This window comes from Flavobacterium subsaxonicum WB 4.1-42 = DSM 21790 (assembly GCF_000422725.1).
Classification (GTDB): domain Bacteria; phylum Bacteroidota; class Bacteroidia; order Flavobacteriales; family Flavobacteriaceae; genus Flavobacterium; species Flavobacterium subsaxonicum.
In genome coordinates this window covers 1189248-1215933 of record NZ_KE383909.1, presented here as the reverse complement: position 1 = coordinate 1215933, position 26686 = coordinate 1189248, and the positions used below count along the sequence as shown (strand labels likewise).

Genomic DNA, 26686 nt, shown 5'->3' with positions numbered 1-26686 from the left:
CTTACCCTTTGTCAAAAGCCCTCGCGAAAATTTTATATAATTCTTTTACAAGCAAAGGTAGTAATCCTAAAAATGATACCATGGCCCAACCACATCCATCAAGTGGCTGTAAATTAAATGCCTTCTGCATGAATGGAATGCTAATGAGCATCATCTGCATTGCTAGGCCAAAAAAAATTGCGCCTAATAGAAATTTATTAGAAAAAAAACCAACTTCAATTATGGTTTTATGGCGTTTACGCATGGCAAGTGCATAGAGGAGCTGCGCCACGACGAGTACCATAAATGCCATTGAGCGAGCATACTCTAAAGTGCTTTTAGGGATCGACTCATCAAGCGGGCTGTAGCCATGCTCATAATGCCCATACCAAAATGCTGTAATAGTTACAGCGCCTATAAGCAGGCCGCCGATAATGGTGCGTAACCCAGCTCCATCAGAGAAAAAACTTTCCATGGGGCTCCTGGGCTTTTGCTTCATTACGCCGGGGTCTGGCGTATCTATACCCAGCGCAATTGCCGGCAGGGAATCGGTTAATAAATTAATCCAGAGCAGTTGTGTTGCTATTAGTGGTGCATCCCAGCCTAAAAGCAGACAAACAAACATGGTTACCACCTCGCCAAGATTGCAGGAAAGTAAGAAGATAACCGACTTTTTAATATTGTTGTAAATATTCCTGCCCTGTTCGACAGCAACGACGATAGTGGCGAAGTTATCATCCGTCAAAATCATATCTGCCGCTTCTTTAGCCACATCGGTACCTGTTATGCCCATAGCAACCCCAATATCTGCGGCTTTAAGCGACGGCGCATCATTAACCCCGTCGCCTGTCATCGATACAATATTGCCCTTGGCTTTTAAGGAGCAAACAATATTGATTTTATGCTCGGGCGAAACACGTGCAAACACGCGGTAGTTGCTTACTGTCCTGGCAAAATCAGCAGCACTGAGGCTGTCAATTTCCGGCCCGGTAATGGCCTGGTCCAACCGCTCGGCTATGCCCATTTCATGCGCAATGGCAAAAGCGGTTTCTTTATGGTCGCCGGTTATCATTATCGTTATAATGCCTGCATTTTTAGCTTTTTGTATTGATTCCTTTGCTTCTTTTCGTGGCGGATCTATCATGCCCACAAGGCCTATTAGTACCAGCGAGTTTTCCATCCCTTCCATCGTGGGAATACGTTCAGCGTGCTTATAGGCGGCACCTAATGTGCGCAACGCTTTAGACGACATGGCGGAAGTTATTTTGCGGAATTGATCCTGTAGCCCTGAAGTAAGGGGAGCTAATTTCCCGTCCTCTAACACATGGGTGCAAACCTTTAATAAACTCCCTATTGCCCCTTTGGTATACACTGTAAATTTATCACCTTCTTCGGTTACTACCGACATTAATTTCCTGTCTGAATCAAAAGGCAATTCAGCTACCCGTGTATTGTTTTTTCGTAATGCGGTACTGTCAATCCCCATTTCATTTCCCCATTTCAGCAGCGCAATTTCTGTAGGGTCGCCGGTTCCGTGGCTGTTTTCATAGGTAGCGTCAGAACATAGTATCATGGCGGTGCAAAGCAGTTTTTTACTATTGGTATCTGAATAGGTGGCTGTACCGGACACTGTTTTTCCGTCAAGGCAGTAGAATTCTGTTACCGTCATTTGATTAAGGGTAAGTGTGCCTGTCTTATCGGTGCATATGTTGGTTACAGAACCTAAGGTTTCCACCGCAGCCAATCGGCGTATTATGGCATTTTTTTTAGACATCCTGGTAACGCCGAGTGAAAGCACAATGGCTACAATGGCGGTTAAGCCTTCGGGTATAGAAGCCACAGCAAGAGATATAGAAAGCAGGAACATATCTAAAATGTTCCTGCCCTGGAAATAGGAGACTGCAAAAATAAAAGCACATATACCGATGGCTATTTTGCCCAACGTTTTCCCTAGCCGGTCGAGGCGAAGCTCTAAAGGTGTTTTGTATGGGTCCTGGTTACTTATCAACCCGGCAATTTTGCCCAGTTCCGTTTTCATTCCTGTGGCAACAACAACGCCCACGCCACGGCCTGAAGTAACTAAGGTTGACATAAACAGAACATTGCTTTGCTCGCCCAAGGGTGTATTGGCATCTGTTAGATTGGCCTTTGCATCTTTAGTGGCCGGTAAAGACTCACCGGTAAGCGCCGATTCATCTACTTTAAGTTCAGCCGACTCAAGCAACCGAAGATCGGCAGGAACATATCGTCCTGCGTCAAGCAGCACAATATCGCCCGGCACAAGTGCGGTTGCCTCTATTTCTGTAATGGCACCATCTCTTTTAACAATTGCTTTGTGTGATATAATTGTCTTTAAGGCTTCTATAGCATTGCCCGCCTTTACTTCTTGTACGAGACCTATTACAGCATTTAAAATAATAACAGTAGCTATAATTGCAGCATCAATATATTCACCCATAAAAATGGTGATAATAACCGCTGCCAGCAGGATATAAATTAGCCAGTCTTTAAGCTGAGACAGAAAAAGTATAAAAATACTTTTTCTGTCTCTAGCCGTAAGTTCATTTGGTCCATATTTTTCCTGAAGCCCTGGTATTGCTGCTCCTGTCAGACCCGTGGCTGGATTTACATGGAATTCCTCAAGAATTTCGCTTACTGATTTGTCAAACCACATATTTTATAATTTTGTTATGGAATCGAGATACGCGCCAACTAAGTGTAGTTTGTTGATAATCCCTTATTTTACGGTTATAATTATAGACTTTCAAAACTGCGCTTATCAATTGTGTAAAGTATTACAATTGATTGAAATAAGTTATGATTATTATCATTTTATTTCTATGTTATTACCGCTACTTTGACCGTAATTATTTTTCCGGGGCAACGCAGTTAATAGATATTTACAACACTATTCTACCATCTAAAGGAATAGTAATATAGCGATTTTTTTTGTTGCAACCCTTAAATTTAGACAGTATGTTATTTTAGGTCAGTAATCAATAGGTAGATGATTATATTGCAATATAATACATCAGGTATAATCTTATACACTAGCTAACGATTACTTCCTAAGAAAAGTTCGACACTCCCTCAAACTATAAAAAGAAAATCCAGTAAATAATTTAGATACTTAAGTGATTTAGTCAGTATTTATTCTAAAATTAATGTGTAAAGTCATTGTTTTTGTAATGTAAGGGATTGTCGAACATCGATTGAATATTAATTTTATATCTATTCAACTGACTACTTTATATGCAAAATGTATAATGCCAAGATGTAAATTTATTTATTGACCAATGGCTTTGACTTGTCCTATGCTCAAGAGTCGGTGCGCCCAAATTACTCGGGTAATTATCATCAGGGTTTACGACAATACGCTCCAGCACCATTCTGGGTCTATCATAAAAACTTTAAGAGTATGCATACCATGCTTCACTTATATCAGTTAAATATGATGCTATACATTAAGTGATTGTTAAATATCGCAATATTACGATGAGTAACTGTTTTATATCGTAATATTGCAATATAAAATACTAATCATGGGCGCTACTAAAACAGACCATTTTACAGATCATCAAAACGAGCTGGCTATTCTTGCTAAAGCATTGGGCCATCCTGCCAGGATAGCGATTTTAGAATATCTAATGAAAGTGGATACCTGTATCTGCGGAGATATTGTAAATGAATTACCTCTTGCGCAGCCAACAGTTTCACAGCACTTAAAAGAGCTAAAGAATGCGGGGTTGATTAAAGGAAGTATTGAAGGCACCGCGATTTGCTATTGTATTAATGAGCCGGGTTTTGCAAAAATTGAGGTTTTTTTTAATCACATAACGCAATACCTTGATAAAAAGAAAAACGAATGTTGTTAATTTAAATACTACAATTATGAAACTGTCTGAAATTAAAATACACTTAGCCAATTTGGAAACATTACGATTTATGCTTCCAAATGGCACATTTGTACCGCAAAATTTTCACGTAACTGAAGTGGGGTTAATAACCAAGAACTTTATTGATTGTGGAGGTACCGTAAGAAAGGAAACCGTGGTGAATTTCCAATTGTGGGAAGATTCAAATGATGAAGACCACAGGCTTAAACCAAATAAGCTTTTAAGCATTATTGCATTATCGGAAAAAGTGCTGGGCATAGAAGATTATGAAATTGAAGTGGAATACCAGGACACTACCATCGGCAAATATGATCTTGGGTTTAATGGTTTAGTATTTACTTTGATTAACAAGCAAACGGCCTGCCTTGCCCTGGATCAATGCGGCATCCCTGCTGAAAAGCAAAAAGTAAGCCTTAAGGAAATCGGTTCAGGTAATAATGCTAATAGCTGCACACCTGGTGGGGGCTGCTGCTAATATATATATAAAGCCAATGTCTACAAGTACAAAATTATTGCCCGAAATTGAAAAATACGTTAGCGGTTTCGCATTTGAAGGCCTAAATGCGGAACGTATAGAAGCACTTCAGCCGCTGGTTGATTATATACAGGGTAAAGTTTCAGGGAACGACAAAGTCAGGATTAATTTTATCTGCACGCACAATTCAAGGAGGAGCCACCTTGCCCAAATTTGGGCACAGGCAGCTGCTTCTCATTACGGCATACCAAATGTTTTTTGTTATTCCGGAGGAACAGAGGCGACTGCGCTCTATCCGATGGTTGCTGAAACTTTAAAAAATGCAGGCTTTGCTATTCAGGTTCTTTCCCACGGTAATAACCCTGTATATGCTATAAAGCACGCCGAAAATGAACACCCGGTTATAGCGTTTTCTAAAACCTATTATGATGCGTTTAACCCTGTTGGCGAATTTGTCGCTATCATGACCTGCTCTCAGGCAGATGGAGGATGCCCGTTTATTTCGGGTGCTGAAAAGCGTATACCTATTACTTATGAGGATCCAAAAGCTTCCGACAATACACATGAACAGGCTGATGTATACTTTGAGCGTAGCCGTCAGATCGCTACCGAAATGTTCTATGTGTTCTCCAAAATCAAAAAATAAATATGTCTGCAAATAATTGTGCCCCGGCGGCAGGACGAAAGAAACTGGGCTTCCTCGACCGCTTTTTAACTTTATGGATTTTTATGGCTATGGCCTTAGGTGTGGCGATTGGATACTTTGCTCCGTCCAGCAGCGGATTTATTAATTCCTTTTCAAGTGGAACAACTAATATACCCCTGGCTATCGGGCTTATCCTAATGATGTACCCACCGCTTGCCAAAGTGAATTACAGCAAAATGGGCGAAGTATTCTCAAACACAAAAGTATTGGGTGCTTCACTACTGTTGAACTGGATTATCGGGCCTATCCTTATGTTTGCCCTTGCGCTACTTTGCCTGAAAGGCTATCCCGAATACATGATTGGTGTCATCCTGATTGGGCTGGCCAGGTGTATCGCGATGGTAGTGGTATGGAACGACCTTGCTGATGGTAACCGTGAATATGCTGCTGGCCTGATCGCGCTCAACAGTATTTTTCAGGTGTTTCTTTATAGCGTATATGCTTACATTTTCATTACTGTACTTCCCCCTTACTTTGGCTATGACGGCTTTACTGTTGATATAAGCATAGGGCATATTGCAGAAAGTGTGGGAATCTATTTGGGTATTCCTTTTGCGTTAGGGATCATCAGCAGGTATGCACTGATAAAATTAAAAGGGCTTGAGTGGTTTCAAACTAAATATGTGCCTTTTATATCGCCTATCACTCTTATTGCCCTGCTCTTTACCATTGTAATAATGTTCAGCCTTAAAGGAGAATTGATAGTGCAAATACCGATGGACGTAGTGCGAATTGCTATACCACTGGTTATTTACTTTACCATCATGTTTGTAATAAGCTTTTTTACTGGAAAGTTTTTTGGTGCTGATTATTCAAAAAGCGCATCCATAGCTTTTACAGCTACCGGAAATAATTTTGAGCTGGCCATTGCAGTAGCTATCGGTGTATTCGGTATCAATAGCGGTCAGGCTTTTGCAGGCGTGATTGGGCCTTTAGTAGAAGTTCCGGCACTAATTGCACTTGTCAACCTCGCCTTTTACTTCCGAAAGAAATATTACACAACTAAAAATGTAAACACAATATAATTATGAAGATTGCATTATTTTCAGACATACATGCTAACCTGCCTGCCCTTGAAGCATTTTTTGCTGACATTGAACAACGAAAACCCGATGCCATTTACTGCCTGGGCGATTTAGTAGGTTATAATATCTGGCCTAATGAGGTAATTAATGAAGTAAGAAAAAGGGGTATCCCGACAATAGCCGGTAATTACGATTTTGGCATTGGACGTACGAGCGATGATTGCGGGTGCGCCTATAAATCGGATGACGAAAAAGCAAATGGCGCGGTATCCATATCTTTTACCAATTCTCTGGTCAATGATGATGAACGTAAATACCTAAGGACATTGCCCGCACATATAAAACTGGAATTCCAGCTCAATAACGACAAGCTCAACCTGCTGCTGGTACACGGGAGCCCCCGAAAGATAAACGAGTACCTTTTTGAAGACCGCGACGAGAAGAGCATGCTGCGCATTATGCAGCAGGCCGATGCCGATATTATGTGTTTCGGACATACCCATAAGCCCTACCACAGGGCTATGAACAGTGGTAATGAGGGTTCTGATCATTTCAGGCATGCCATTAATATCGGATCTGTGGGTAAGCCTAAAGATGGTGACCCAAGGGGCGGCTATGTACTCCTTACTATTGACGAGAACAGTTCCGTTACCGATAAAGACAGTGTAAGGGCTGAGTTTGTACGCTTTGAGTATGACGTGGAAAAAGCGGCAAAGGCTGTTGAGGACAGCCCGCTGCCCAATGCATACGCAGAGAGCCTGCGTAAAGGTGTTTAATCATGAAGATTGCAATACTATCCGACATCCATGCCAACCTCCCGGCACTGGAATCAACCCTAAAAAGCATTGACAGCCAAAAGCCCGATGCCATATATTGCCTGGGCGACCTGGTGGGTTATAATGTATGGCCTAATGAGGTTATCAATGAAATCAGGAAGCGCGGCATTGCCACCCTGGCCGGGAACCATGACGTCAAGGCGAAAAAAGTGTGGCTTGATGGCAGTGAGGGGAGCAATTACGCCTACTCAATTATTGGTGGTAATGAAATGGAATACCTATCTACACTGCCTGCGCATATACGCCTGGAGTTCAGCTTTAACGGCAAACCCATACATATTCTTATGGTGCACGGTAGCCCGTATAGCAACAAAGAATACTTGCTGAAAGACAAGGATGAGGATGAATTCTTAAGCATTTTTAGCGATACGGATGCACACATCTTACTCTTCGGTCATTCCCATAAACCTTATCACAGGATACTTCCGGCAGGAAAAGGGGCGGATAAAGAATACGTGCACGCCGTAAATGTAGGGTCGGTAGGAAAACCTAAAGACGGCGACCCACGTGCCTGCTATGTAATGCTTACCCTTACCGAAAACAGCAATCTGTCGGATAAACAAAGTATTGAAGTCGGGTTTATCCGAGTAGCCTACGATATTGAAAAAGCGGTTGCCGGGATTAAGGACAGTCCAATATGTCCCGTCCTAAAATAGCGATACTGAATTACTAATAAATAAAAGTACATTTTTTAGACAGAAGTAGCTTTAGTATTACTTCTGTTTTTTGTTTTGTAAATTTTAAAATAGATAACTTATTTAAATACAGTTATTTATGATAATTGTCACATTATGATTTTCGATATTTAAAATTATAATTTGAGGAGCATAATAGAATTTCAGTTTTCAATTAGTGTAGAAATTAAACCTAAGATGGTTACCTTTTAATGTATTAGGGACTATCGAACACTCAATTATATATTCGTTAAAAAGGCGAAGTGTAAATTTAATGGTATTAGTCATGTCCTAAATAGCGCAACAGCTATCACGTAAACATTGTTTCTAAATCCGACCGATGGGAAAGTTGTATTATTTGCCATCTATCATAGTTTGGTGACACACAATTCTGCCAATATTCAATGATAATTTTATGAAATCATGAAGATTATCAAAGTTGGAAGGTATTTATAGCTAAGCTTTTGAACTGTTTAATAGTTGCTGAACATAAGGAGAATTTCAAATTCCATATATTTACAATTAATTATACCTACAATAAAATGCAGCAAGACACAGCGTTATTAGTGATGGATATGCAGGCCAACGTACTGGCCGGCCTTGAAGACCATAACCTAGTACTTAATACTATCGCCAGTGCCATAACCATAGCCCGTAGTAAAGATATCCCCGTGGTATTTGTAGTGGTCGGCTTTAGGGAAGGTGGCCCTGAGATAAGCCGCAACAATAAAATATTTGCCGCCAGCAAGGACAGGCTCAAAGGCGTAGATACGCAGGCGATGCTTAAGGTGCATCCCGGCTTAAATCAGTCAGGGGAAGACGTAGTGGTTGTTAAGCGACGCGTTAGCGCCTTTTCAGGAAGTGACCTGGAAGTTCTTTTAAGGTCTATGGGTATCCGGCATATTGTACTGACAGGGGTCGCTACCGGTGGCGTTGTCCTGTCGACATTGCGTGAGGCTGCTGACAAAGATTACCAAATCACAGTATTATCGGATTGTTGTGCAGACAGGGATGAAGAGGTACACAGGGTGCTTACCCAAAAGGTATTCCCAAAACAGGCAGAGGTACTAACAGCAGGACAATGGATGTAATAGTTGAAATCAATTTGCACCTTACGCTGCGTTATAACTTGTGAACCGCGCAATTGTGAAAGTCAAGCAGGAACACTTGGTTAAAGCTTTTTAGAGGGCTACCGGCTAAATCTAACGCTTTCAGCAATTCGGGATCTACTGCTTTTTCACAGACCATTACCAACCAAAGTTCTTCCGGCAACTTGTTTGTGAGAGATTGTCTCAGGCTATCATGATGCCCTTCACTTACGTGCCAGTGTGGGGCATTAGGGTTTAAGCGTACATCGGTAAAGCAAATGCCGATGCGCTTGTTGCCTTCCGCTGCAATTACCAGGGGATAGCTGATTTTATCAACTATTGTAATCGAAGGGGAATAGGCTTTTATAAAACGGTCAAGGTCCAGTAACCGTATCACCCTTTCCTCCTTGTCATTCTCCGTTATGTGCATGTGTTCAATCGTACGGGCACAGGCTGTAAATTCCTTTATATCCATAAAATTATTGATGGTTATCCATTTGCATTGTGGCAGGGATAATGCATAAGGTTAGCGATAGTCAAAAAGTTCCAATTTTAGTAGTAATTCACCACTTTCCATGCTTAGCGACTGATCATCATTTTGCTGGTAAGCGGCGAGGATCTCCATATCGTGCATGGCTATCGGGGCCACATTCAAAAAGATTGCATGCGAGTTGGTCTCGATGTATGGTTTGCTACCCATAGAAGGCTTGCGGGGTTCTATGACGGAAATGCAGTAGGCGAGCGATTCAAAAGCTTCAAAAATAACCTCGGCATTGATATGCAGCCCGTACATTTTAGTAAAGAGTGTATTTAAAACAGTAGTAATATGGGTCAATTCTGTAGTAGCGCTTTGGGTGGCTGGTAGTATTTCCGGCAGGAACGAAGTAATAAAACGGGTCACTATAAGTTTTGAAGCCGGAGCTGAAGTCTCGTCCATGATTGTATCTTTTAGGATAATATAAAGGCTGCAAAACCATGCAGCCTTATAATAAACGTAATTAGTTATGCAGCAGTTTTTTTAGTGTATAGCCTGAAGCGGCCGACCCTGCTATATAGATCGTGTAAATCTTACCGTTTGCAAATTCGGTGGCATCCAATGTTGCGATATTCTCATCCGCCCCTGCGCCGTGGGCTTGTATTGCAAGTGTTCCGGCTTCAATTTCGGTGTAACTGCTTTGGCTGTAGCGGGCTAAATTGGTGGCAAGCATTGTCCCTGCTGCATCATTGATATCCAAAGTTGCAGGCGCCCCTGTACTTAAATGGATAAATTTCACTTTCGCCTTACCATTCGCCGGGGCGGTAAAATCATCCTGGAACAGCCGTACTTCAGCATCATCCCCAGATTCGCCCGTAAGGTATACCGTGTAATCCCTGTTATCCTGAATATCAAATTTTTCGGTGGCGTAAAGGTCGTTGTCGCCCTGGTCCCTAAACTGTGCCACAAGGTCGTTGCCTGAGGCAACATTTAGGTAACCTACCGAATTATCGAGGTAGTCAAGATCACTGATCTCAGGAATATTGGCGAGCACAAACCGTTGTGATCCTGAATTGGGCGCAGCGTTGACTACTTTCAGGTCTGCTGAGCCAAAGATATCTACGTCATTATCATCGCAGGATGAAAGCGAAACACCAAGCACAAATACTATGGCAAGGCTTTTTTGGAAATTCGTTTTAATTGTCATAATTATTGTATTTATAGTTAGTATAGTTTCCGGTATTTCAAAATACCCGCTACGGATTACATGTATTTTATTTTGGCAGTAATCATGTTCTCTTTGGCATTGATCTTAACTTTAAATTCATCAAACAGGGGCTTCTTCATTTTTTCCATAAAAAAGTTGGAGAAGCCAAAACCTTCTTTGGGAATGCCAAGCATGTTTTTATCAATTTTGCCGTTTTTATTTTTATCGTCGATAAGGGTAATCCCATACGTGCCCGGCTCCAGGGTAAAAGACAGGGTTATGGTGCCATTGGCGAGCCCTGTTTTTTCAAAGGCCAGGGTTTTGAAGGGCTGCTCATTTTCATAGGCTGTATCGTCTTTAAATACATTGAGCACAATTTGCCCCTGGTTCGATTCGATGCCCGACACGACCATCTTTGTATTTTGCGCCTGCAAGAGCGAGGGTGTGAGCGTGGTAAACACACCCAGCGCTGCCGCAAAAATTACTGTTGATTGTTTCATAGTTCTCACTGTTTACGTTTATTTTCTTAAACAAAGTTAGCTGTGCTTTAGTTGGAAACGCCTGAAAATAAAGCGCAAACGGACAAAATGACGCGGGAAGCGACAGCCCCTACGGATTAGTATCCAAAAAGATAGCGGTTAGCCGAGAGATGCTCTTTTGGTCACGCCACGCATTAGAAGTTTATAATTGTGCCACATTGTAGGCCAATTGTTTATTGGCAATCCCTTTAAGTGTAATATCAGCAATGGGGTAAAATTTGAAATTTTCAGTAAGTGCTGCTGCCTTGTGAAAATCTTCCGATACAACAAGGTCGGCGTTATAATCACGGCATACCACCTGCAGCCGGGCGCACAGGTTGAGTACACCACCATGATAGGCAATTTCCTTTTTATATTCGCCAACCATTGCCGCTGACACGGCACCACAGTGGACAGAGCTGCGAAAAGCGGGGAATGTGCCGTGCTTTTCAAGATAGATTCCCTTTTTTTTAGCGAGGCGTTCTGCCAGTTTGTAGTGAAGCAACAGGCAATCTTCAAAATTAAAACCGGGTTTTACCATCCAAGTAAGTACCGCCTCATCGCCTACAAACTGGTACACCTCGCCACCAAGGTCCAATGCTACGGAAGACAAGTCTTTAAAACAGTCCTGTATAAAACTGCTAAAAGCAGTATTTCCCATCTTTTCAACGGCCTGGGTAGAATTTTTGAGGTCGATAAACATAAAAACGCGGTTCTCTATGGTAGGGGTAAAATATGCATTACGCACAAAATTCCTGAAATAATTGCTCCCCAGGTTCCGGCGGAGGGTTACTACCACGCCCACCATCATTTCTATAAACGTCAGGTAAATGAAAACATCGGTAGCGGAACTTTGCAAAGCCCCCTGGTTATTTTGCGGGATGGATAGCCCCGACTGATGGAAAAAGATAGCAATGATGGTAAGTGTAATCACTATAAAAACCAGTAAACGCAGCCCAATGCTCAGCAGGATATTTCGGGTGCGTATAAGGCGTGGGTAGGCAAGTGTATGCAAAAGGCCCATAATTAGCCCCACCACAGTACACGATGCAATAGAAAACCCGTACATAGTAACCTTGTTCATCCAGGGCTCTACCGGATATATTTTATGGATAAAAGAATCCGGCAAATCATTAAACTTAACAAATACAAACAGCAGTCCCCCCATGATCCACGATACGGTAATATAAAAAATTTCGAGTATGTAGTGCTTAACACGGTGCTTTGATAGGGCCATTGACAATTGAACTTTTAAGCGTTGTTTATATTCATAAAAAAATGTACGAACTTACCTGCCCAGCCATTCCAGTAATTTACTTTTCTTCTCGCGGCTGACAATTATATCTTTGTCAAAAGGCAGGTTGAGGTTGATTTTTAATTTCCTGGGAAAATGGTCGACGACATCGCGGATGCTGTTGCGATGTACTAAAAATTGCCGGTTAACCCTAAAAAAAACGCTCCCGGCTTTGTGCTCAAGCTCTTCCAGGCTCTCCGGCATAATATAGGTTTTCCCGCTATGGGTATGCATATATGTTATTTCGTTATCAAGGCAGAACAGGGTAATTTTATCCAGGGCAATGGGAAAGAGCCGCTCACGGTAACGCACCATTATCGTGGCGCTGTTATTTTGATTGATGGCGGCAATGGTTGCCATTGCGGCCTCATACTGCAAGGCTATGCTGCCCGCCATAGCCTTTTGCATGCTTTTAAACTTTTTAAGTGCCTGTGCCAATGATTGTGTGCTGAATGGTTTTAAGATATATTCTATGCCATTAGCCCTAAATGCCTCCAGTGCATATTCATCAAATGCAGTACAAAAAATTACCGGTACCTGCAGGGTAATATGTTTCGCAATCTCAAAGCTCAGCCCATCGCCTAATTGTATATCGCTAAAGATCAGGTCAGGCTGCTGATGGGAAGTAAAATAACGGACTGCCTCCTTAACAGAGCTTAGTATACACACTATTTCAATATCCGGTTGCACTAGCTTCAGGTTGCCGGCAAGGTCTTCTGCCACGAGCAGTTCATCCTCAATTATTACTATTTTCATGCCTCATGATTTTAAAACGTACAGAAAAGGTAGCCCCATCATCCTTTATAATAATTTCCTCGCCCGACCATAGCAGGTAGCGTTCGGCCAAATTAACAAGGCCGCTTTTAATAGATAATTCTCCCGCTTTTCTAAGATTAATGGCATTGCTTATCGTAATATAATCCCCTTGCTGGGTTACAATTAATTGCAAAGGGCTTTCCTTGGTAAAAACATTATGCTTGATCCCGTTTTCCAATAAAGGCTGTATGGAGAAGGAAGGGACAAACCCCTGTAACATATCCTGATTTTCTATCTCAAGGCTCCATCCCAGTGCGGTACCAAAGCGTATTTTCTGCATTATCATATAGTTTTCACAAAGCTTTAGTTCTTCTGCAAGCGTCGTCGCCTGGCTGTTGTTTTGCGACACTGCCACACGTAAAAAATCGGCAAGGTGTAGCAGGTAGTGCTCACTCAGTTCGGGGTCCCTTTTAATAAGGGCCTTTAGGGTATTTAGGGAATTGAATAAAAAATGGGGATGTATTTGCTGTTTTAAGAGCAGGTTCTCGGCCTGGGCAGTACGCAGCTGCAAAAGAGAATTTTCCAATTCGGTCTGTATTTTAATATGCCTTACAATAGCAAAATCGTGCATCATCAATAGTAATACACCCATAATTATAGCTTCACTTAAAAAAACCAATAGCAGCTGTGTATGGTATTCTGTAAAGGGGATATCCGATATATATGCGAAGAAGGGAAAGATTACAATTTGTAACAGGAACGCAAAAGAGAAGCTTGCCAGATAGCGTATTAATCGAAACTTAAGTATATTATCAGGGTATTTTGTAGCGCAGTAGCGCAATATGTAGAGAAATGTAAAGGAGATGGTAAATATGTAAAACCCCGACTTTAAGGCCATCCCTAAAATCCGTTTTAACGGATTCTGAAAAATAGCTAAAAAGAACATTGCCAGTACTGCCATTAATATACTGAAAAAAATATTTGTCCTTTTAATTTCCCTAATACTGGCAGGGGTTAACGATTTTGCAATGTTATTTTTCATTCAGCGCTTTTTGTTGCAACATATATACTTACCGGTATTGTAACCAATTGTATTTTAAGCTGCAAGATAAGAAGGTTTCACAAAGGTTCTGACGCTTCGGTTATATATGACAGTAATTTTTACAGCGTTGCTACCGTCGGCGTGTAAAATGTCCGGCAACATACTGCTGCCGGAACTTCACATTACTAAAACCAAATAATCAACTAACCCAAAACTAAGTATGTGGATGGTTATAGCAGCTGCTTTTTAGTTTTAAAAGATATAAAATATGCTCGCCTGCGCCATAACATTCTGAAAATCCGTATTGACACCCCCGGAAGCGGATTTTGTCACATCGGTAAAAGAGATGTAGCCCCTTGCACCTATACCCAGCCCATTTTTAAACTGGTAACCAATGCCTCCCACAACGCCACCATCAATTTTCTCAGCATATTTAGTGTCAGAGCTAACGCCCAGGGCCTTAAAATCTTCATCTACCAATATGCCTACCTGCGGCCCCGCCTCCAGGAATAGTCCGAAATCAGTTTTGTATTTTACCATAATTGGTACCGTTACATACGATAATTTGATGTCTTTACCATCCATAAGCCCACCCTTAAGGGTAGCACCCTGCTGCGAGTACAGAAATTCTTCCTCAATAGAAAAGTGGTCGTTTATTTCAAAGCCTACAATTGCACCGGCATGAAATCCTATCAGCCCCTCGGTGCTAAACTTCGCATTAGTAAAATCGCTGTAATTAGACCCCGCCTTTACACCAAAATGAATGCGCTCCAGGATGGTCTTTGAACCCTGGCTAAAGCAGCTGCCGGTTACCAGTATAAGCAATACGATACATAGATTTTTTGTGCCTTTCATAAATTTAGTTTTTGTTATGTATATTTTGACAGGTCAAAAGTATTGCGACTGCACTTTGTAACCTGAAAATATAAGGCGGAAACGGACAAATTTGAGGGTGAAGCGGATTGGGGCAGATGTATCTTACAAATAGCAATATTATGAAAATCAAAAAAAGTGTTCATAATATTGGCGGTGACATTACTCCTGTTTACCGCCTGCCAGAATGCAAATGTAACGGAAACAGAAGCAGGCGCACTATTAAATTCATCATGCAAATGGCCAGATGATTTTTTAGCTATTTACACTGCCATGTCAAGTTAAAACTTAAATATTATGTTATGAGACTCTTAGCTATATATTTAACGTTTTTTTGATATTTGCAGTTAAAGATTTATTAAATAAAATAGTATTTTAGATTAACAACCATTAAAAATTTTCAACATGAAAAAATTATTACTAATCTCATTAATTTTAACGCTATTCAGCTTTACTGCCCATGCCCAGCAAGGGGGCTTTAGGGCCGGTGTGCATGCAGGCCTGCCATTATCAGATGCGTCAGATATTTCATCTGTAAATTTAGGGGCAGATGTCAATTACCTTTTCAATGTTACCGACCGGGTTGCGTTAGGCGCATCCACCGGCTATTCTGCATTTTTAGGTAAAGATGATTTTGATACCTATTCGTATATTCCTGTTGCATTTTCAGGCCGTGCCTCATACGGAGCAAATATTTTTTATGCAGCTGATGTAGGGTATGCAATAGCCTTAGATAGTTATACTGATGGAGGCCTGTTATACCAGGCAAAACTTGGCTACACCAATAACTTTTTAGATGCTTTTGTTTTTTACAAAGGTATTAGTGCAGATGGGGCTACTATTGCGGCTGTGGGGCTCGGAGTTGGATTTAAACTTTAAAAAATAATAAGATGGACACACTATTAAAAAAGATACTATTTTTCATTATTATTCTATGTTCTGTAGCGACATCTTTTGCACAGGATAGGGTAACAATGCTAAACGGCGAAAAAAGGGAAGGTAAGGTAGTATCGGTTAAAGATGATGCTATCAAATTTGTTTATAAGGGCGAAACTCTTGAATACGAATTTAAAAAATCGCAAATAAATAAAATTGAATTTGCCAGTGGGCGCACGGAGGTAGTAAATAATTCGGTTGGTTTGGCAGCCGCGCCAACATCTACAGCCGCTGAGAGAAAAGGGAGAATAGCAGTGTTGCCGTATACCTTTATTACTAACGAAACCGCTCTAAATCCTGAAGCAATGGGCAAGCAACTGCAAACAGATACCTATAACGCTGTTAAAGCGAATACCTCGTCATTACAGTTGCAGGACCCTATAACTACCAACAGCCTCTTAGCTAGGCAGGGACTAACGCACGCTAATTTAAACACTAAGACACCACAGGAGATGGCCACCCTTCTTGGTGTAGAGTATGTGGTTTATGGTATTGCCAACGTAACCAATAAGGGCACCTCAACCTATGGGAGCGGCAGTACTACCTATAATGGCAAAGAAACAGAAAAGAAGGAAGGCAGAAAAGAAACCACTAAGGCATCGGGCACCACGTATTCTTCAAATAATGCTACTGTGCTTACAAATTACGACACCAAGATAGACCTGAGCTTTTTTAATGACCAAGGAACGAGTATCTACTCTGAGTCAAGGAAAGCATTTGGCTCCGGTGCCGATGCGTATCATGCTACAATTAATTACCTGATAAAGCGTTGCCCATTTGGCACTAAGGCTAAAAATTAACCACTACGGGATAGCATTTAATAAATGATTTAACGATTATGAAAAGAATTTTGCTAATGGTTTCTGCGTTTTCGATGATTGCGTGTCAGAATAATAACCCGCAGAAGGCTAACGAAGAGAAAACTACTGAAACAGTATCTATCGATAAAAGTGATATTCTCTCTGCCGATATCCTAACTTCAGAGGAGCAGGCAAAACTAACTCCCGAAGAGGTGCTTGAGCGTTTAAAGAAAGGGAATAAAGATTTTACAGAAGATAACCTTACTGTTCGTAATACAACCGAAAGAGTACGGAAAGCCTCTTTAGGTCAATATCCCAAAGCGGTGGTTTTATCCTGCCTTGACTCGCGTGTTCCTGTCGAAGATGTATTCCATAGTGGTATAGGTAATCTTTTTGTAGCCAGGGTGGCAGGTAACATTGTGAATGATGATATTTTGGGAAGCCTAGAATATGCCTGTAAGGTATCAGGAACAAAGGTGGTATTAGTCTTGGGTCATGAATATTGTGGCGCAATTAAATCGGCAATCAGCAACGTGAAATTAGGGAATATCACAACACTGCTTGATAAAATTCAACCGGCGGTTAAAATGGCAGGATCAAAATTTGAGGGAGAAAAAACAGCTTCAAACGAAGCATTTGTTGAAGAAGTTTGTGATGCTAATGTAATGGTCTCCATTGAGCAAATAAGAAAAAGAAGCCCTATTCTGAAAGAGATGGAACAAAAAGGCGAAATTCTTATTGTGGGGGCTGTATACAATATGAAGACAGGAAAGGTGGAGTTTTTCAATGAATTGTAAATAGAAACATAACGTCATTTATAATATCGTCGGTTTTAGGCCGCTGGAATTGTGTTGATTATCAATGGTATTTTCCGGCAAAGAGAAGTTGATTCTATTATTTGACTTTGCTAATAAAATTAATTAATGAGGGTTCTATCGAACACCTAAAAGCATCGTAATTAACAATTATTAAATGGTTCACTAAAAAAATAATTATTTATAACAAAAAAGATTATTGATTTCTCAATAATCTTTAAATTGTGGAGTGTCAGGGATTACAGTCGAACACCTTGTACCAATTTTGACACTTTTTAACGACTATTAAAATATATAATAAATTGATTTACAAGGTTTTAAATAATGCTTGGACATGTTCATTACTTATGACTTAAAATTCTATATCTCTTACTTCTTCACATGTCTCGTTTTCATTACTATCAAAATTATATCTAAATCGTGAAGATTTAATTAATATGGGTTCTATCGAACACATATTAATTAACCAAGATGTGAGTTTAAAAATATGTATTTTTCCATTCGTGCAATTTAACTATTCATTTATAATTACAATATGGCTACGAATTCCGTATACATAAAAAACCGCAAATTTCGGATTTCCAGACCCAAGCTGGATAAACCGAACTTGATTGACCCTTGTTTATATTGAAGTATAATCGATTAAGGAGCTATCTGAAATTAACGGAGAGGCGGGCCAACGTAACTAATTTTTCAAAATGCTCCCAAAACTTTATCAACCACCTGTCTTTAAACTTAACCTCTTACTATTTCTCATAGCATAATATAAAAATGTTGAGGCAGGAACTGTTTAACTACTTAGAAAGTCTTTAAATCCACAGTCTACATAGCTTCTAAAATAATTTTCCCTTTTAATATGCCTTTTGATAAAATATCTTGTGCCTCGGCGGCATTTTCAAAAGACATTGTTTTGCTAATAATTGGTTTTATAATACCTTTTGAAGCCATTTTGAGACCGTAACTCAAATTTTCACTAGATAATGATGCTATTAAAAATCTTGATTCAACCTCATATTTTCCCGCCATTTCTTGGGATGGGGGCGAAAAGGCACTTAGCAGTTTTCCTCTTTTTTTAAGAACTCTGAAAGAATCAGTTTGGGTTTGTCCACCTACAAAATCGATTACTAAATCTACATCCTTAACCATTTCTTTAAAATCTTGATTTTTATAATCAATCATTTCATCAGCACCCATAGATGTTGCCAGCTCAATTCCTTTGGATGAATCCGTACCGATAACATAAGCACCTAATGCTTTCGCCATTTGAACCAAAACAATTCCAGTTCCACCTGCTGCACCGTGTATTAAAACGCTATCGCCCTTTTTCAACTCTCCGTGTTCAATTAAGAAGGTATATGCCGTTATCAATCCTATTGAAAGTGCTGAAGCTTCTTGAAAGCTTATATTGGAAGGAATAACAGAAATGTGATTTTCGGGGAAAGACGCATATTGTGCATAAGTGCCACTATATCCATTTCCGACAACCCGATCGCCTTTTTTAAATTGCGTAACATTTACTCCAACGGCATCGACAACTCCTGCGGCATCCAAACCAGGTATAAAAGGAAGCTGAATAGGCCTTGTATCTTGAAGAAGACCTTGTCTAATTTTCATATCTACCGGGTTTACAGAAAAGGCCTCCACTTTTATAATTACTTCATTGGCTTTTGGCCTTGGCTTATCTACAGTTTTTAGCTCAAGTACACTAGAATCCCCAAATGCGAGATATTGAATTGCTTTCATATTGAATTATTTTCTATGTCTTAACAGAAGAAATTTTAAATAACGAGGTGCATTATTTTGATTTCATTTACTTTTGTTTCACAAAGAAACTAAAGTAATTTCAAATATTTATCATAGCAAATAAGATTGGTAGTTACAAATTAGTAACTAAATAGGGTAAATTTTACATAAAGATTAAGTAATGAGAAAATTACAAAGTAACCCATTCAACTGTTCTGTTGTAAAAGCAATAAATTATATAGGAGGAAAATGGAAACCTATTATTTTGATTAGTTTATATCGTCGGGAAAATGTTCGCTTTGGCAGATTCACTGTTTTAATTCCAGATATTTCCAGAAAAATATTAACACAACAATTAAAAGAATTGGAAGATGATGGTTTAATTATCAGACAAGAATATAAAGAAAAGCCTCCACGGGTAGAGTACCGTTTGAGTGATTTTGGCAAAACACTTATCCCAGTACTTAAAGCACTGCACGATTGGGGAGGCCAAATTGAAAATTCTGAAATAAATAAAACTTGGAATTAGCAAAAGATAAAGGTTAATAAATTCTAGCTTTCTTCCTTTTACTATTAGTGTTGCTTCAATTGCTTATTAATTGGCATTTGAACATTCTTCATAAATAAACTTGTAGTACCTTTTGTAGAAGCAGTTGCGACAATTGGCGAAAAAATATTTTATGTTCGAATAGATAATATTTTTATTCCACAGAGATTCCAACCCATCATATAACGTGACACCAACAAAAGGCAAGCGATATGATAAAATATAGTTTTATTTAGTAATCAAATTTAATATAAGTTTTATTGACGAGAAGAATTTCAGCACTTTTAATAAATCAAATATTTTGACTTACTTTTAAAACCTCGATTTGCCTAATCCTTTAAAGTTCGATTCTCCTATAAAAATAAAACCCCAGTAAATACTGAGGTTTTAATGATGTGTGGGCTGTCAGGGGGATTACAGTCGAACACCTTATAGCGGTTTTAGCATTATTTAATGGAATTAAAAACCAAACAATTTGCTAATTTATAAATGCTAGCGAACTATTCTAATAAGCCATATAGTTAGCATAAGTATTGCAGTACACGTAATATTATATAAAGTTAAAAATTTAAAACCTTAAAAATGATCTAAAAGTCCAATTTTAAGGTTTAAGGGATTATCGAACGCTTGTGTAACCTTCGTCTTTTAAGTAGATAACAAACTCTAACAGATTTAATATCTTTTAAAATGTATAATATTTAGCATTAATAGAAAGAGGGTTTGTTCCCATCGGCATGTGACCCGCTTAAGTGATAATTGTATTCCTGCTATTCAAATCTTCTAACGGTCCATTATTTTAAAGTTTTGTAATCCGTGTAGCCAGCGGCGCCGCCAGTGTAATAGGTTGCCCTGTCGTTGTGGTTAAGCGGTGCATTTTGCGCAAAACGCTCCACCAAGTCAGGATTGCCAATATACAGTTCACCAAAAGATATCAGGTCTGCAATATCATCCTCAATTGCATCATTGGCTGTCTGCGCATTAAAGCCTTTATTAATCATTAATGTACCATTATAAATCGATCGGAAATGTTTTGCAGTTTCGAGAACAAGATCCAAGGGTTTGGCAACAGACGCCATGGTAAATCCTGAAATATGAAGGTATGCCAATGTATAGCTGTTGAGCCTGCTGTTAGGCCCGACCTTAAGGTAATTGCTGGTTAAAGTTGTTCATTATTTCCATCTCAGACTACTCCCTTAGATTCAGGACTATAGTCGTGTGCAACAAAGGAATGCACGGGAACCCTTTAATAGGGCTGTACAGAAATAAATGTTGCAACCTATATCATACCCTTTAGATTATAGCAATAACCTCCCGATTGCTTTTTATAAATTCCTGTAATGGATCAGTGAAGAAACCACTAAACAGCACAATAATAATTCCTTGTTCCAACATTTAGTAGTACTATCTGAAATACAGTCGTCACTAGTTAATTTATCCAAAAGTATAATTCTTAACAAGCATTTAAGCAAATGAAAAACCAAGCACCCATCACTCCGTCACGGGTTCCAATAAAACCGTACGAGATTAATGTTTCAGAAAGTGAACTCGATGAATTGAAAACGCGGCTTCATCTTAGCCGTTGGCCTGATCAGGTTGATCAGGCCGAATGGAATTACGGAACAAATCTTGACTACCTCAAAGAAGTTGTAGACTATTGGAAGACAGATTTTGATTGGCGTAGACAAGAATCTGAAATAAATAGACTCCATCATTTTTCAGCCAGCATTGGGAATGTAGATATTCATTTTATTCATGAACAAGGAGAAAATACGAATGCAACGCCAATAGTCCTTTTACATGGTTGGCCAGGTTCGTTTTTTCAAATGCAGAAAATTGTCCCCATGCTCAGCGAACCATCCAAACACGGTGGCAAAGCTGGTGATTCATTCGATGTGGTAGTCGTTTCGCTTCCCGGTTTCGGTTTTTCATCCAAGCCGACAGAGCCAGGGATGAACTTTTACAAAATGGCCGAAATTGTGAATACTTTGATGGTTGACGTCCTCGGCTATAGCAAATATGTTGTAAGAGGAAGTGACGTTGGCGCTGCTATAGCAACTGAGTTGGCACAATCCTTTCCTGCTCATGTAATCAGTATTCATCTTTCAGGTTCTAATCCATTTATAGTTCAGCTACCCATCAATTTATCAGAAGCTGAAATAAGCTTTGTCGAAAAGTCAAGCCAATATGTGATGCAAGAAGGTGCTTATGGAATGGAACAGTCTACTAAACCCCAAACATTAGCATTTGGCCTTAATGATTCACCTATTGGCCTGGCAGCGTGGCTCCTTGAAAAATTTCGTTCCTGGAGTGACTGTCAGGGGAATTTGGAAAATCGGTTTACAAAGGACGAATTCTTGACTAATGTCATGATCTATTGGCTGACACAGACAATTGGTTCGTCAATGCGTGTGTATTATGAATCTGCACATCATTTATCTCCCAATATCGGTAAAAGGGTCGAAGTACCTACCGCTATGTTTATGTTTACACACGATGTCGCGTTGGCTCCAAGGGAGTGGGAAGAAAGAACCTATAATGTACAGCGGTGGACAGAATGCACAAGTGGGGGACATTTTGCCGAATGGGAGGAGCCAGGCGAGGTGGCTAATGACCTCAGGTTATTTTTCAATGACCTGTAATATTTAACCATAATAGGCAAGCAAGTTTAAACCTTCAAAATGATTACCTTCTTATACGTTTTCAAAGTTAGTGGTTATTTTATCCTGTTGGGTATATAGAAATAAGGTCTAGCAATTCTCTATTCAGTAGTAACTTTTGAAATTCTTTTTAATTGCTCAAAAGTATTTGGAATTAAATAATATGCGTTATAAAAACTTAACATGGATGACAAGTGAGAATATTTAAAGTCTTCTTATAAACAAGTAATTTTAGGATACGTCTAGACTTTCCTTAGGATGGAATTAGTATTTTTTGCATTTGCCATTAATGAGAGGAATTATTTGATTGAACAGTCAGATCTGCGCGATCATGAAACAGAATCTAAGAGAAGGTAAAATTATACTATTTCTTTACTATCATGAATACGTCGATCCAGCCAGGCTCTCCATAAAGTCATAATAATTGCCAATCCCCCAAACCCAATACCAACCCACGGAGAAATTGATATCCCGAACTGATTAATAAACCAGCCACCGGTAGCGGTACCCAATGAAACGCCGAGATTGCCAAATGAAGTTTGCAGGCTATTCGCAAACTCTTTTGCATCGGGAGCTGCTGACACCATATGCCCAACACCGATAAGGAAACACGGACCGTACATAATACCCCAAAAACTAACCACGATAGCTATACTTATTAGTGAATTATTAGTATATTGAAACGCAAATGGGACCAGAAACGTACCTGCAATGAAAAATACGGTAGTCATTATCATATACTTTCCTAACAAGCGGCCAGCGACTAAGTTAGACATCACACCCATTATACCGAAGAGCAAAAGCATATAGCTGATTTCCTGTGCACTCAAGCCTTTTGCTTTAGTTAGATAATCTGCAAAATAACCGTAGGAACAAAACCAAGCTGTAATTAAAAATAAGTTTACAGCAGTACCTACAATAAATTTGGTCCTTGTAAGTATGTTTAACTGGTTTGTAAAAGATTTGATTTCTTTATTAGGCATAGGTGGCAGAAACTTATACGTAATGACCAATGTTACTAAAATAACCAAACCCTGAATACCATAGCTGAGGCGCCAGCTGTAAATACTTGCAATAAATGTGGTAAAGGGTATAAGCGTGACCTGTGCAAGAGCAATACCACCAATAATAATACTGGTTAACCTCATCTGCATTTGGGGAGAGGTATCTTTTGTTGCAGCGGCAATTGCCATAGAAAAGAATGCCGGATGTAAAATTGTTGGGAGTATCCTGAGTATCATAAGCAGCCAAAAAGGTGGATTGAAAATTGAGAAAAAATTAGAAATTAAAAATAGCCCCAAGGCGTACATCATAATTTTCTTTTTATCGAATTTTGAGGCATATAAAACTGTAAATGGCCCTGTAAGCGCAATACTTAAGGCAAATAGGCTTAGCAGGTAACCAGCGGTACCAATATTTATTTTGTAATACTCAGCTATCTGAGGTAAGATGCCAATTACACCAAATTCTGTACTTATAATTCCGATAACTCCCAGGCACCCAATGTATGCTGTTTTTTTGTTTATACTTAGATTCATAATAAACTGATCAGTTTAAAAAAAGTTAAAAAATTTTATTTGTGGTTTACTTTCATAATTAGCTGTTTGACGATTATGTCTTAACCATATTGATCAATGTTTCTATCATGTCGTATACAGCTTTCCGATTTTTATTTAACGCGTAATTTTTGAACATTGCACTGGATGAGCATGCAAAGAAGTCGGCAGTTACTTTTGTATCAAAATCGCCTTTCATAGAGCCTTGTTGCTGTCCGGCCTTTAAAATCTCGAAATAGATCCCTTCGATTTTTTTTTCACCACTAGCCAACAAACGCCTGATGTCTTCATCTGTTAAAGCTATTTCAAATGCCATTTTAACGGCCAGGCACGTCCTGCCTTCATTGATACTCTGATCTACCGCTAAACGAAATATTCTTCTCAAATTTTCAATAGCATCAGATTGCTTGCCTGCTAATATACCTTCATATCCCAACACTTTAGATTTCAGGTATTTTGTTAAGCATTTAAAAAGCAGAGCTTTTTTATCACCATATGTGGGATAAATACTGCTACGGTTCATCCCCATATGGTTCTCCAAATCAGTGATAGAAGTGACATGATACCCTTGCGTCCAGAAAAGTTCCAATGCAATGTCTAGCTTCTGTTCGTAGTCAAATTCCTTGTGTCTTCCCATAAGACTGCAAAGATATAATTTTAAACTAACCAGTTTAAAATTTATTGGTAATTTTTTTTTCAATAGGGTTGTGATGAAATTGGCATTTGAGTTTAATCTGTAAAAACCCCTAATTCAAATCCCGCAATCCATACCACATCTAACCCATTAGCTGATGTGTGGTATGGATATGGCTACTAACTATACACCAGCTTTAACGACAGTTTCATTTGTTGCCATTGCAATATAGTTTGCAGTATCAAAAAAATTGGGTTCATCAGGATGGACCTTTGTCAAATAATTTTCTGAATTGAAGAAGGTGCTGAAATCATCAAACGAGTCAAACGAGATTTCAACTACTGCATCGTATAAAGGCTCAGGAAAACCTTCGGCTACCATAGGGTGGTTAACTACATACTTTCTAACGTAAAGTTCTGTCTCGGGGATGGAACAGAATAATGGAGCATGTCGATTTTTGTGATAATCTATAAATTCCTCACGGCTCAGGCTTGGCAGCTTATGTACTAAAAACGTAAATTTGATCATTGTTTCTTTATTTATAATTTTATACAAGATTACTGTATTAATTAGTTCGAATCAATTACGCACAAATTTGTGCGGTAGTATTTTATAATTTATTAATCAAATTTTATGTACAAGAAAAAAATTCCTGTCAGGACAGAATGCGGGCTACATCTATTTAAAGAGCTTTTAAGTGGAAAGTGGAAATTGATGCTAATCTACTATATTTCAGATGGCTTAATAAGGCCTGGAGTTTTGCAGAAGAAAATAGATGCTGACAGGCGGGTTATGACTAAGCAACTGGATGAGTTGGTGCAGGATGGATTCATAACCAAATGTTCTTACGAAACCAAGATCCCTAAAGTTGAATATCAGCTAACAGCCCTTGGAAATAGTCTGTTACCTTTGATAATGAGCCTGGAGATATGGGGCGAAAACAATAGAGCAGTTTTGGAGGCAGCCCTCACTGAAAAACTGTAACCGGATTATTTATTTGCCTAAGCAATAGGTTAACAGGTGGTACATAAATTTGCTGCAAGAATAGTTACTACATATAAAATGTAGTGAAAAGATATATGAAACCAAAAAGTCTTGCTTTTGAGCTAGCAGATCTCTTTAATACATAATTCACTACAAAATCAGCAAATTCCCTTTATAAACTATGTTAAATCAATGCAAGTGGGACCTTAAAGATATGATTAGGTGATTTGTATATTTCTGTAATGCACTCAAATGTTAATTTAAAGATTGCCGAAACTCGGTTGGCGAAATAGTTATTTTAGTTTTAAACAGCCGGCTGAAAGATTGCGGATATTCAAACCCTAATTGATATGCTATCTCCGAGACTGAGAGATCTGAAGTTGATAAAATTTCCTTCGCTTTTTCGACAAGTTTATGGTGTATAAGATGTTGCGCATTCTGGCCTGTTAAGGAGCGAAGCATATCACTTAGGTAACTTGCTGACAAATTTGTCTGATCGGCCAGGTACTGTACTGTAGGAATACTTTGTTTTAGCGACGCCTCATTATCAAAATAGTTATCCAGTACCTCTTCGACTTTTTGTAGCAGGCTATTGTTAATTGCCTTACGAGTTATGAACTGGCGCTTGTAAAAGCGGTTACTGTAGGTTAATAGAAGATCAATCTGAGATACGATTACGTCCTGGCTAAAGTCGTCTATCCTGCTGTGTAGTTCGTCATTGATTACCTTGAACAAGACGATAATTATTTCCCTTTCCTTATCTGATAAATGAAGTGCTTCATTAGCAGCGTAGGAGAAGAAACCATATTGCCTGATTGTGTTTAATAGTGGGTAAGATAGAAAAAAGTCAGGCTGTACAAGCAATATATAGCCCGAAGTACTGCTGCCGTCCGGGCTTTCAAATACCTGCCCGGGAGCCGTAAAAACCAAACCCCCCTCACCAAAATCATAATAGTGTTGCCCATACTTAGCTTTTCCGCAAAGGTTTGTCTTGAAGGCAATCTTATAAAAATTTAAAATAAAGGATTCAGGTAAATCAGATGCTTCATAATTCATATCCTTTATATCAATAAAACTCACGAGCGGATGTACGGGCTTTGGAAGTCCAAACATTTTATGGAAGTCAGTCAGGGAGTTAAACTTGTAAGGTATATTGTGGTCCTTTTTCAT

At 39.3% G+C, this 26686-nt stretch carries 28 protein-coding genes; 13 read left to right on the top strand and 15 right to left on the bottom strand.

Features of this window, described 5'->3' with window-relative positions:
* Position 1: 1 nt before the first annotated feature.
* A complete protein-coding gene (locus G509_RS0115950; protein WP_026992455.1) occupies positions 2-2653 on the bottom strand; it encodes a cation-translocating P-type ATPase in 2652 nt (883 codons plus the stop codon).
* 868 nt (positions 2654-3521) lie between these two features.
* Here G509_RS0115950 and G509_RS0115945 point away from each other — a divergent pair.
* The 7 genes from G509_RS0115945 (at position 3522) to G509_RS0115915 (ending at position 8682) form a co-directional block, all read left to right on the top strand.
* Entirely contained in the window at positions 3522-3854 is a 333-nt protein-coding gene (locus G509_RS0115945; RefSeq protein ID WP_026992454.1) for an ArsR/SmtB family transcription factor, read from the top strand.
* Positions 3855-3870: 16 nt separating this feature from the next.
* Positions 3871-4350, top strand: a complete 480-nt coding sequence (locus G509_RS0115940; protein WP_026992453.1) for a DUF6428 family protein — start codon at positions 3871-3873, stop codon at positions 4348-4350.
* Positions 4351-4366: 16 nt separating this feature from the next.
* A complete protein-coding gene (locus tag G509_RS0115935; protein ID WP_051200346.1) occupies positions 4367-4996 on the top strand; it encodes an arsenate-mycothiol transferase ArsC in 630 nt (209 codons plus the stop codon).
* Between the two features lie 2 nt (positions 4997-4998).
* Positions 4999-6081, top strand: coding sequence for an ACR3 family arsenite efflux transporter (gene arsB, locus G509_RS0115930; RefSeq protein WP_026992451.1), 1083 nt, complete (start codon positions 4999-5001; stop codon positions 6079-6081).
* Between the two features lie 2 nt (positions 6082-6083).
* Positions 6084-6857, top strand: coding sequence for a metallophosphoesterase family protein (locus tag G509_RS0115925; RefSeq protein ID WP_026992450.1), 774 nt, complete (start codon positions 6084-6086; stop codon positions 6855-6857).
* Positions 6858-6859: 2 nt separating this feature from the next.
* Entirely contained in the window at positions 6860-7573 is a 714-nt protein-coding gene (locus G509_RS0115920) for a metallophosphoesterase family protein (protein WP_026992449.1), read from the top strand.
* Between the two features lie 560 nt (positions 7574-8133).
* Positions 8134-8682, top strand: a complete 549-nt coding sequence (locus G509_RS0115915; protein ID WP_026992448.1) for a cysteine hydrolase family protein — start codon at positions 8134-8136, stop codon at positions 8680-8682.
* Positions 8683-8713: 31 nt separating this feature from the next.
* Here the strand turns inward: G509_RS0115915 and G509_RS0115910 are convergent, their stop codons facing one another.
* The 8 genes from G509_RS0115910 to G509_RS0115875 all read right to left on the bottom strand — a co-directional run bounded on the left by G509_RS0115910 (position 8714) and on the right by G509_RS0115875 (position 14826).
* A complete protein-coding gene (locus G509_RS0115910; protein ID WP_131450696.1) occupies positions 8714-9154 on the bottom strand; it encodes a hypothetical protein in 441 nt (146 codons plus the stop codon).
* A 51-nt stretch (positions 9155-9205) separates the two neighbouring features.
* Positions 9206-9616, bottom strand: coding sequence for a hypothetical protein (locus tag G509_RS0115905; RefSeq protein WP_026992446.1), 411 nt, complete (start codon positions 9614-9616; stop codon positions 9206-9208).
* A 61-nt stretch (positions 9617-9677) separates the two neighbouring features.
* Positions 9678-10361: a DUF4397 domain-containing protein gene (locus G509_RS0115900; protein ID WP_026992445.1), complete on the bottom strand. Its 684-nt coding sequence runs from the start codon at positions 10359-10361 to the stop codon at positions 9678-9680.
* A 56-nt stretch (positions 10362-10417) separates the two neighbouring features.
* Positions 10418-10861, bottom strand: a complete 444-nt coding sequence (locus G509_RS22980; protein ID WP_051200280.1) for a DUF2141 domain-containing protein — start codon at positions 10859-10861, stop codon at positions 10418-10420.
* 181 nt (positions 10862-11042) lie between these two features.
* Entirely contained in the window at positions 11043-12116 is a 1074-nt protein-coding gene (locus tag G509_RS22975; RefSeq protein WP_051200277.1) for an adenylate/guanylate cyclase domain-containing protein, read from the bottom strand.
* A 51-nt stretch (positions 12117-12167) separates the two neighbouring features.
* Positions 12168-12929: a LytR/AlgR family response regulator transcription factor gene (locus G509_RS0115885; RefSeq protein WP_026992444.1), complete on the bottom strand. Its 762-nt coding sequence runs from the start codon at positions 12927-12929 to the stop codon at positions 12168-12170.
* Positions 12910-13971: a sensor histidine kinase gene (locus tag G509_RS22280; RefSeq protein ID WP_051200275.1), complete on the bottom strand. Its 1062-nt coding sequence runs from the start codon at positions 13969-13971 to the stop codon at positions 12910-12912. The genes G509_RS0115885 and G509_RS22280 overlap by 20 nt, the downstream gene beginning before the upstream one ends.
* Before the next feature lie 252 nt (positions 13972-14223).
* Positions 14224-14826, bottom strand: coding sequence for a porin family protein (locus G509_RS0115875; RefSeq protein ID WP_035739035.1), 603 nt, complete (start codon positions 14824-14826; stop codon positions 14224-14226).
* Between the two features lie 423 nt (positions 14827-15249).
* Between G509_RS0115875 and G509_RS0115870 the strand changes: the two genes are divergently transcribed.
* From G509_RS0115870 to G509_RS22275, 3 genes are read left to right on the top strand one after another with little or no spacing between them, the layout of a single operon-like run.
* Positions 15250-15723, top strand: coding sequence for a hypothetical protein (locus G509_RS0115870; RefSeq protein WP_026992442.1), 474 nt, complete (start codon positions 15250-15252; stop codon positions 15721-15723).
* Positions 15724-15734: 11 nt separating this feature from the next.
* A complete protein-coding gene (locus tag G509_RS0115865) occupies positions 15735-16580 on the top strand; it encodes a hypothetical protein (protein ID WP_131450695.1) in 846 nt (281 codons plus the stop codon).
* Between the two features lie 38 nt (positions 16581-16618).
* Positions 16619-17377: a carbonic anhydrase family protein gene (locus G509_RS22275; protein WP_035739034.1), complete on the top strand. Its 759-nt coding sequence runs from the start codon at positions 16619-16621 to the stop codon at positions 17375-17377.
* A gap of 840 nt (positions 17378-18217) precedes the next feature.
* Here G509_RS22275 and G509_RS0115855 read toward each other — a convergent pair.
* Complete coding sequence (locus G509_RS0115855) at positions 18218-19138, bottom strand: NADP-dependent oxidoreductase (RefSeq protein ID WP_026992440.1); 921 nt, start codon at positions 19136-19138, stop codon at positions 18218-18220.
* A gap of 181 nt (positions 19139-19319) precedes the next feature.
* Between G509_RS0115855 and G509_RS0115850 the strand changes: the two genes are divergently transcribed.
* Positions 19320-19667, top strand: coding sequence for a winged helix-turn-helix transcriptional regulator (locus G509_RS0115850; RefSeq protein ID WP_026992439.1), 348 nt, complete (start codon positions 19320-19322; stop codon positions 19665-19667).
* A gap of 809 nt (positions 19668-20476) precedes the next feature.
* Here the strand turns inward: G509_RS0115850 and G509_RS0115845 are convergent.
* Entirely contained in the window at positions 20477-20791 is a 315-nt protein-coding gene (locus G509_RS0115845) for a beta/alpha barrel domain-containing protein (RefSeq protein ID WP_131450694.1), read from the bottom strand.
* 363 nt (positions 20792-21154) lie between these two features.
* On the opposite strand from G509_RS0115845, the gene G509_RS0115840 reads away from it, so the two are divergent.
* On the top strand, positions 21155-22324 hold the full coding sequence (locus G509_RS0115840) for an epoxide hydrolase family protein (protein ID WP_035739033.1): 1170 nt from the start codon (positions 21155-21157) through the stop codon (positions 22322-22324).
* Positions 22325-22701: 377 nt separating this feature from the next.
* Here the strand turns inward: G509_RS0115840 and G509_RS0115835 are convergent, their stop codons facing one another.
* From G509_RS0115835 to G509_RS0115825, 3 genes are all read right to left on the bottom strand, one after another.
* On the bottom strand, positions 22702-23880 hold the full coding sequence (locus G509_RS0115835) for an MFS transporter (protein ID WP_026992436.1): 1179 nt from the start codon (positions 23878-23880) through the stop codon (positions 22702-22704).
* 73 nt (positions 23881-23953) lie between these two features.
* Entirely contained in the window at positions 23954-24598 is a 645-nt protein-coding gene (locus G509_RS0115830; protein WP_131450693.1) for a TetR/AcrR family transcriptional regulator, read from the bottom strand.
* A 117-nt stretch (positions 24599-24715) separates the two neighbouring features.
* Entirely contained in the window at positions 24716-25060 is a 345-nt protein-coding gene (locus tag G509_RS0115825; RefSeq protein WP_026992434.1) for an EthD domain-containing protein, read from the bottom strand.
* Positions 25061-25165: 105 nt separating this feature from the next.
* On the opposite strand from G509_RS0115825, the gene G509_RS0115820 reads away from it, so the two are divergent.
* On the top strand, positions 25166-25516 hold the full coding sequence (locus G509_RS0115820) for a winged helix-turn-helix transcriptional regulator (protein WP_026992433.1): 351 nt from the start codon (positions 25166-25168) through the stop codon (positions 25514-25516).
* A gap of 255 nt (positions 25517-25771) precedes the next feature.
* Here G509_RS0115820 and G509_RS0115815 read toward each other — a convergent pair whose 3' ends face one another.
* Complete coding sequence (locus tag G509_RS0115815) at positions 25772-26686, bottom strand: helix-turn-helix domain-containing protein (RefSeq protein ID WP_026992432.1); 915 nt, start codon at positions 26684-26686, stop codon at positions 25772-25774.

Bases quoted from the DNA above. Each gene is read 5' to 3' on its own strand.
- G509_RS0115950 (WP_026992455.1), bottom strand. From the start codon at position 2,653: ATGTGGTTTGACAAATCAGTAAGCGAAATTCTTGAGGAATTCCATGTA.
- G509_RS0115945 (WP_026992454.1), top strand. From the start codon at position 3,522: ATGGGCGCTACTAAAACAGACCATTTTACAGATCATCAAAACGAGCTG.
- G509_RS0115940 (WP_026992453.1), top strand. From the start codon at position 3,871: ATGAAACTGTCTGAAATTAAAATACACTTAGCCAATTTGGAAACATTA.
- G509_RS0115935 (WP_051200346.1), top strand. From the start codon at position 4,367: ATGTCTACAAGTACAAAATTATTGCCCGAAATTGAAAAATACGTTAGC.
- arsB (WP_026992451.1), top strand. From the start codon at position 4,999: ATGTCTGCAAATAATTGTGCCCCGGCGGCAGGACGAAAGAAACTGGGC.
- G509_RS0115925 (WP_026992450.1), top strand. From the start codon at position 6,084: ATGAAGATTGCATTATTTTCAGACATACATGCTAACCTGCCTGCCCTT.
- G509_RS0115920 (WP_026992449.1), top strand. From the start codon at position 6,860: ATGAAGATTGCAATACTATCCGACATCCATGCCAACCTCCCGGCACTG.
- G509_RS0115915 (WP_026992448.1), top strand. From the start codon at position 8,134: ATGCAGCAAGACACAGCGTTATTAGTGATGGATATGCAGGCCAACGTA.
- G509_RS0115910 (WP_131450696.1), bottom strand. From the start codon at position 9,154: ATGGATATAAAGGAATTTACAGCCTGTGCCCGTACGATTGAACACATG.
- G509_RS0115905 (WP_026992446.1), bottom strand. From the start codon at position 9,616: ATGGACGAGACTTCAGCTCCGGCTTCAAAACTTATAGTGACCCGTTTT.
- G509_RS0115900 (WP_026992445.1), bottom strand. From the start codon at position 10,361: ATGACAATTAAAACGAATTTCCAAAAAAGCCTTGCCATAGTATTTGTG.
- G509_RS22980 (WP_051200280.1), bottom strand. From the start codon at position 10,861: ATGAAACAATCAACAGTAATTTTTGCGGCAGCGCTGGGTGTGTTTACC.
- G509_RS22975 (WP_051200277.1), bottom strand. From the start codon at position 12,116: ATGGCCCTATCAAAGCACCGTGTTAAGCACTACATACTCGAAATTTTT.
- G509_RS0115885 (WP_026992444.1), bottom strand. From the start codon at position 12,929: ATGAAAATAGTAATAATTGAGGATGAACTGCTCGTGGCAGAAGACCTT.
- G509_RS22280 (WP_051200275.1), bottom strand. From the start codon at position 13,971: ATGAAAAATAACATTGCAAAATCGTTAACCCCTGCCAGTATTAGGGAA.
- G509_RS0115875 (WP_035739035.1), bottom strand. From the start codon at position 14,826: ATGAAAGGCACAAAAAATCTATGTATCGTATTGCTTATACTGGTAACC.
- G509_RS0115870 (WP_026992442.1), top strand. From the start codon at position 15,250: ATGAAAAAATTATTACTAATCTCATTAATTTTAACGCTATTCAGCTTT.
- G509_RS0115865 (WP_131450695.1), top strand. From the start codon at position 15,735: ATGGACACACTATTAAAAAAGATACTATTTTTCATTATTATTCTATGT.
- G509_RS22275 (WP_035739034.1), top strand. From the start codon at position 16,619: ATGAAAAGAATTTTGCTAATGGTTTCTGCGTTTTCGATGATTGCGTGT.
- G509_RS0115855 (WP_026992440.1), bottom strand. From the start codon at position 19,138: ATGAAAGCAATTCAATATCTCGCATTTGGGGATTCTAGTGTACTTGAG.
- G509_RS0115850 (WP_026992439.1), top strand. From the start codon at position 19,320: ATGAGAAAATTACAAAGTAACCCATTCAACTGTTCTGTTGTAAAAGCA.
- G509_RS0115840 (WP_035739033.1), top strand. From the start codon at position 21,155: ATGAAAAACCAAGCACCCATCACTCCGTCACGGGTTCCAATAAAACCG.
- G509_RS0115835 (WP_026992436.1), bottom strand. From the start codon at position 23,880: ATGAATCTAAGTATAAACAAAAAAACAGCATACATTGGGTGCCTGGGA.
- G509_RS0115825 (WP_026992434.1), bottom strand. From the start codon at position 25,060: ATGATCAAATTTACGTTTTTAGTACATAAGCTGCCAAGCCTGAGCCGT.
- G509_RS0115820 (WP_026992433.1), top strand. From the start codon at position 25,166: ATGTACAAGAAAAAAATTCCTGTCAGGACAGAATGCGGGCTACATCTA.
- G509_RS0115815 (WP_026992432.1), bottom strand. From the start codon at position 26,686: ATGAAAAAGGACCACAATATACCTTACAAGTTTAACTCCCTGACTGAC.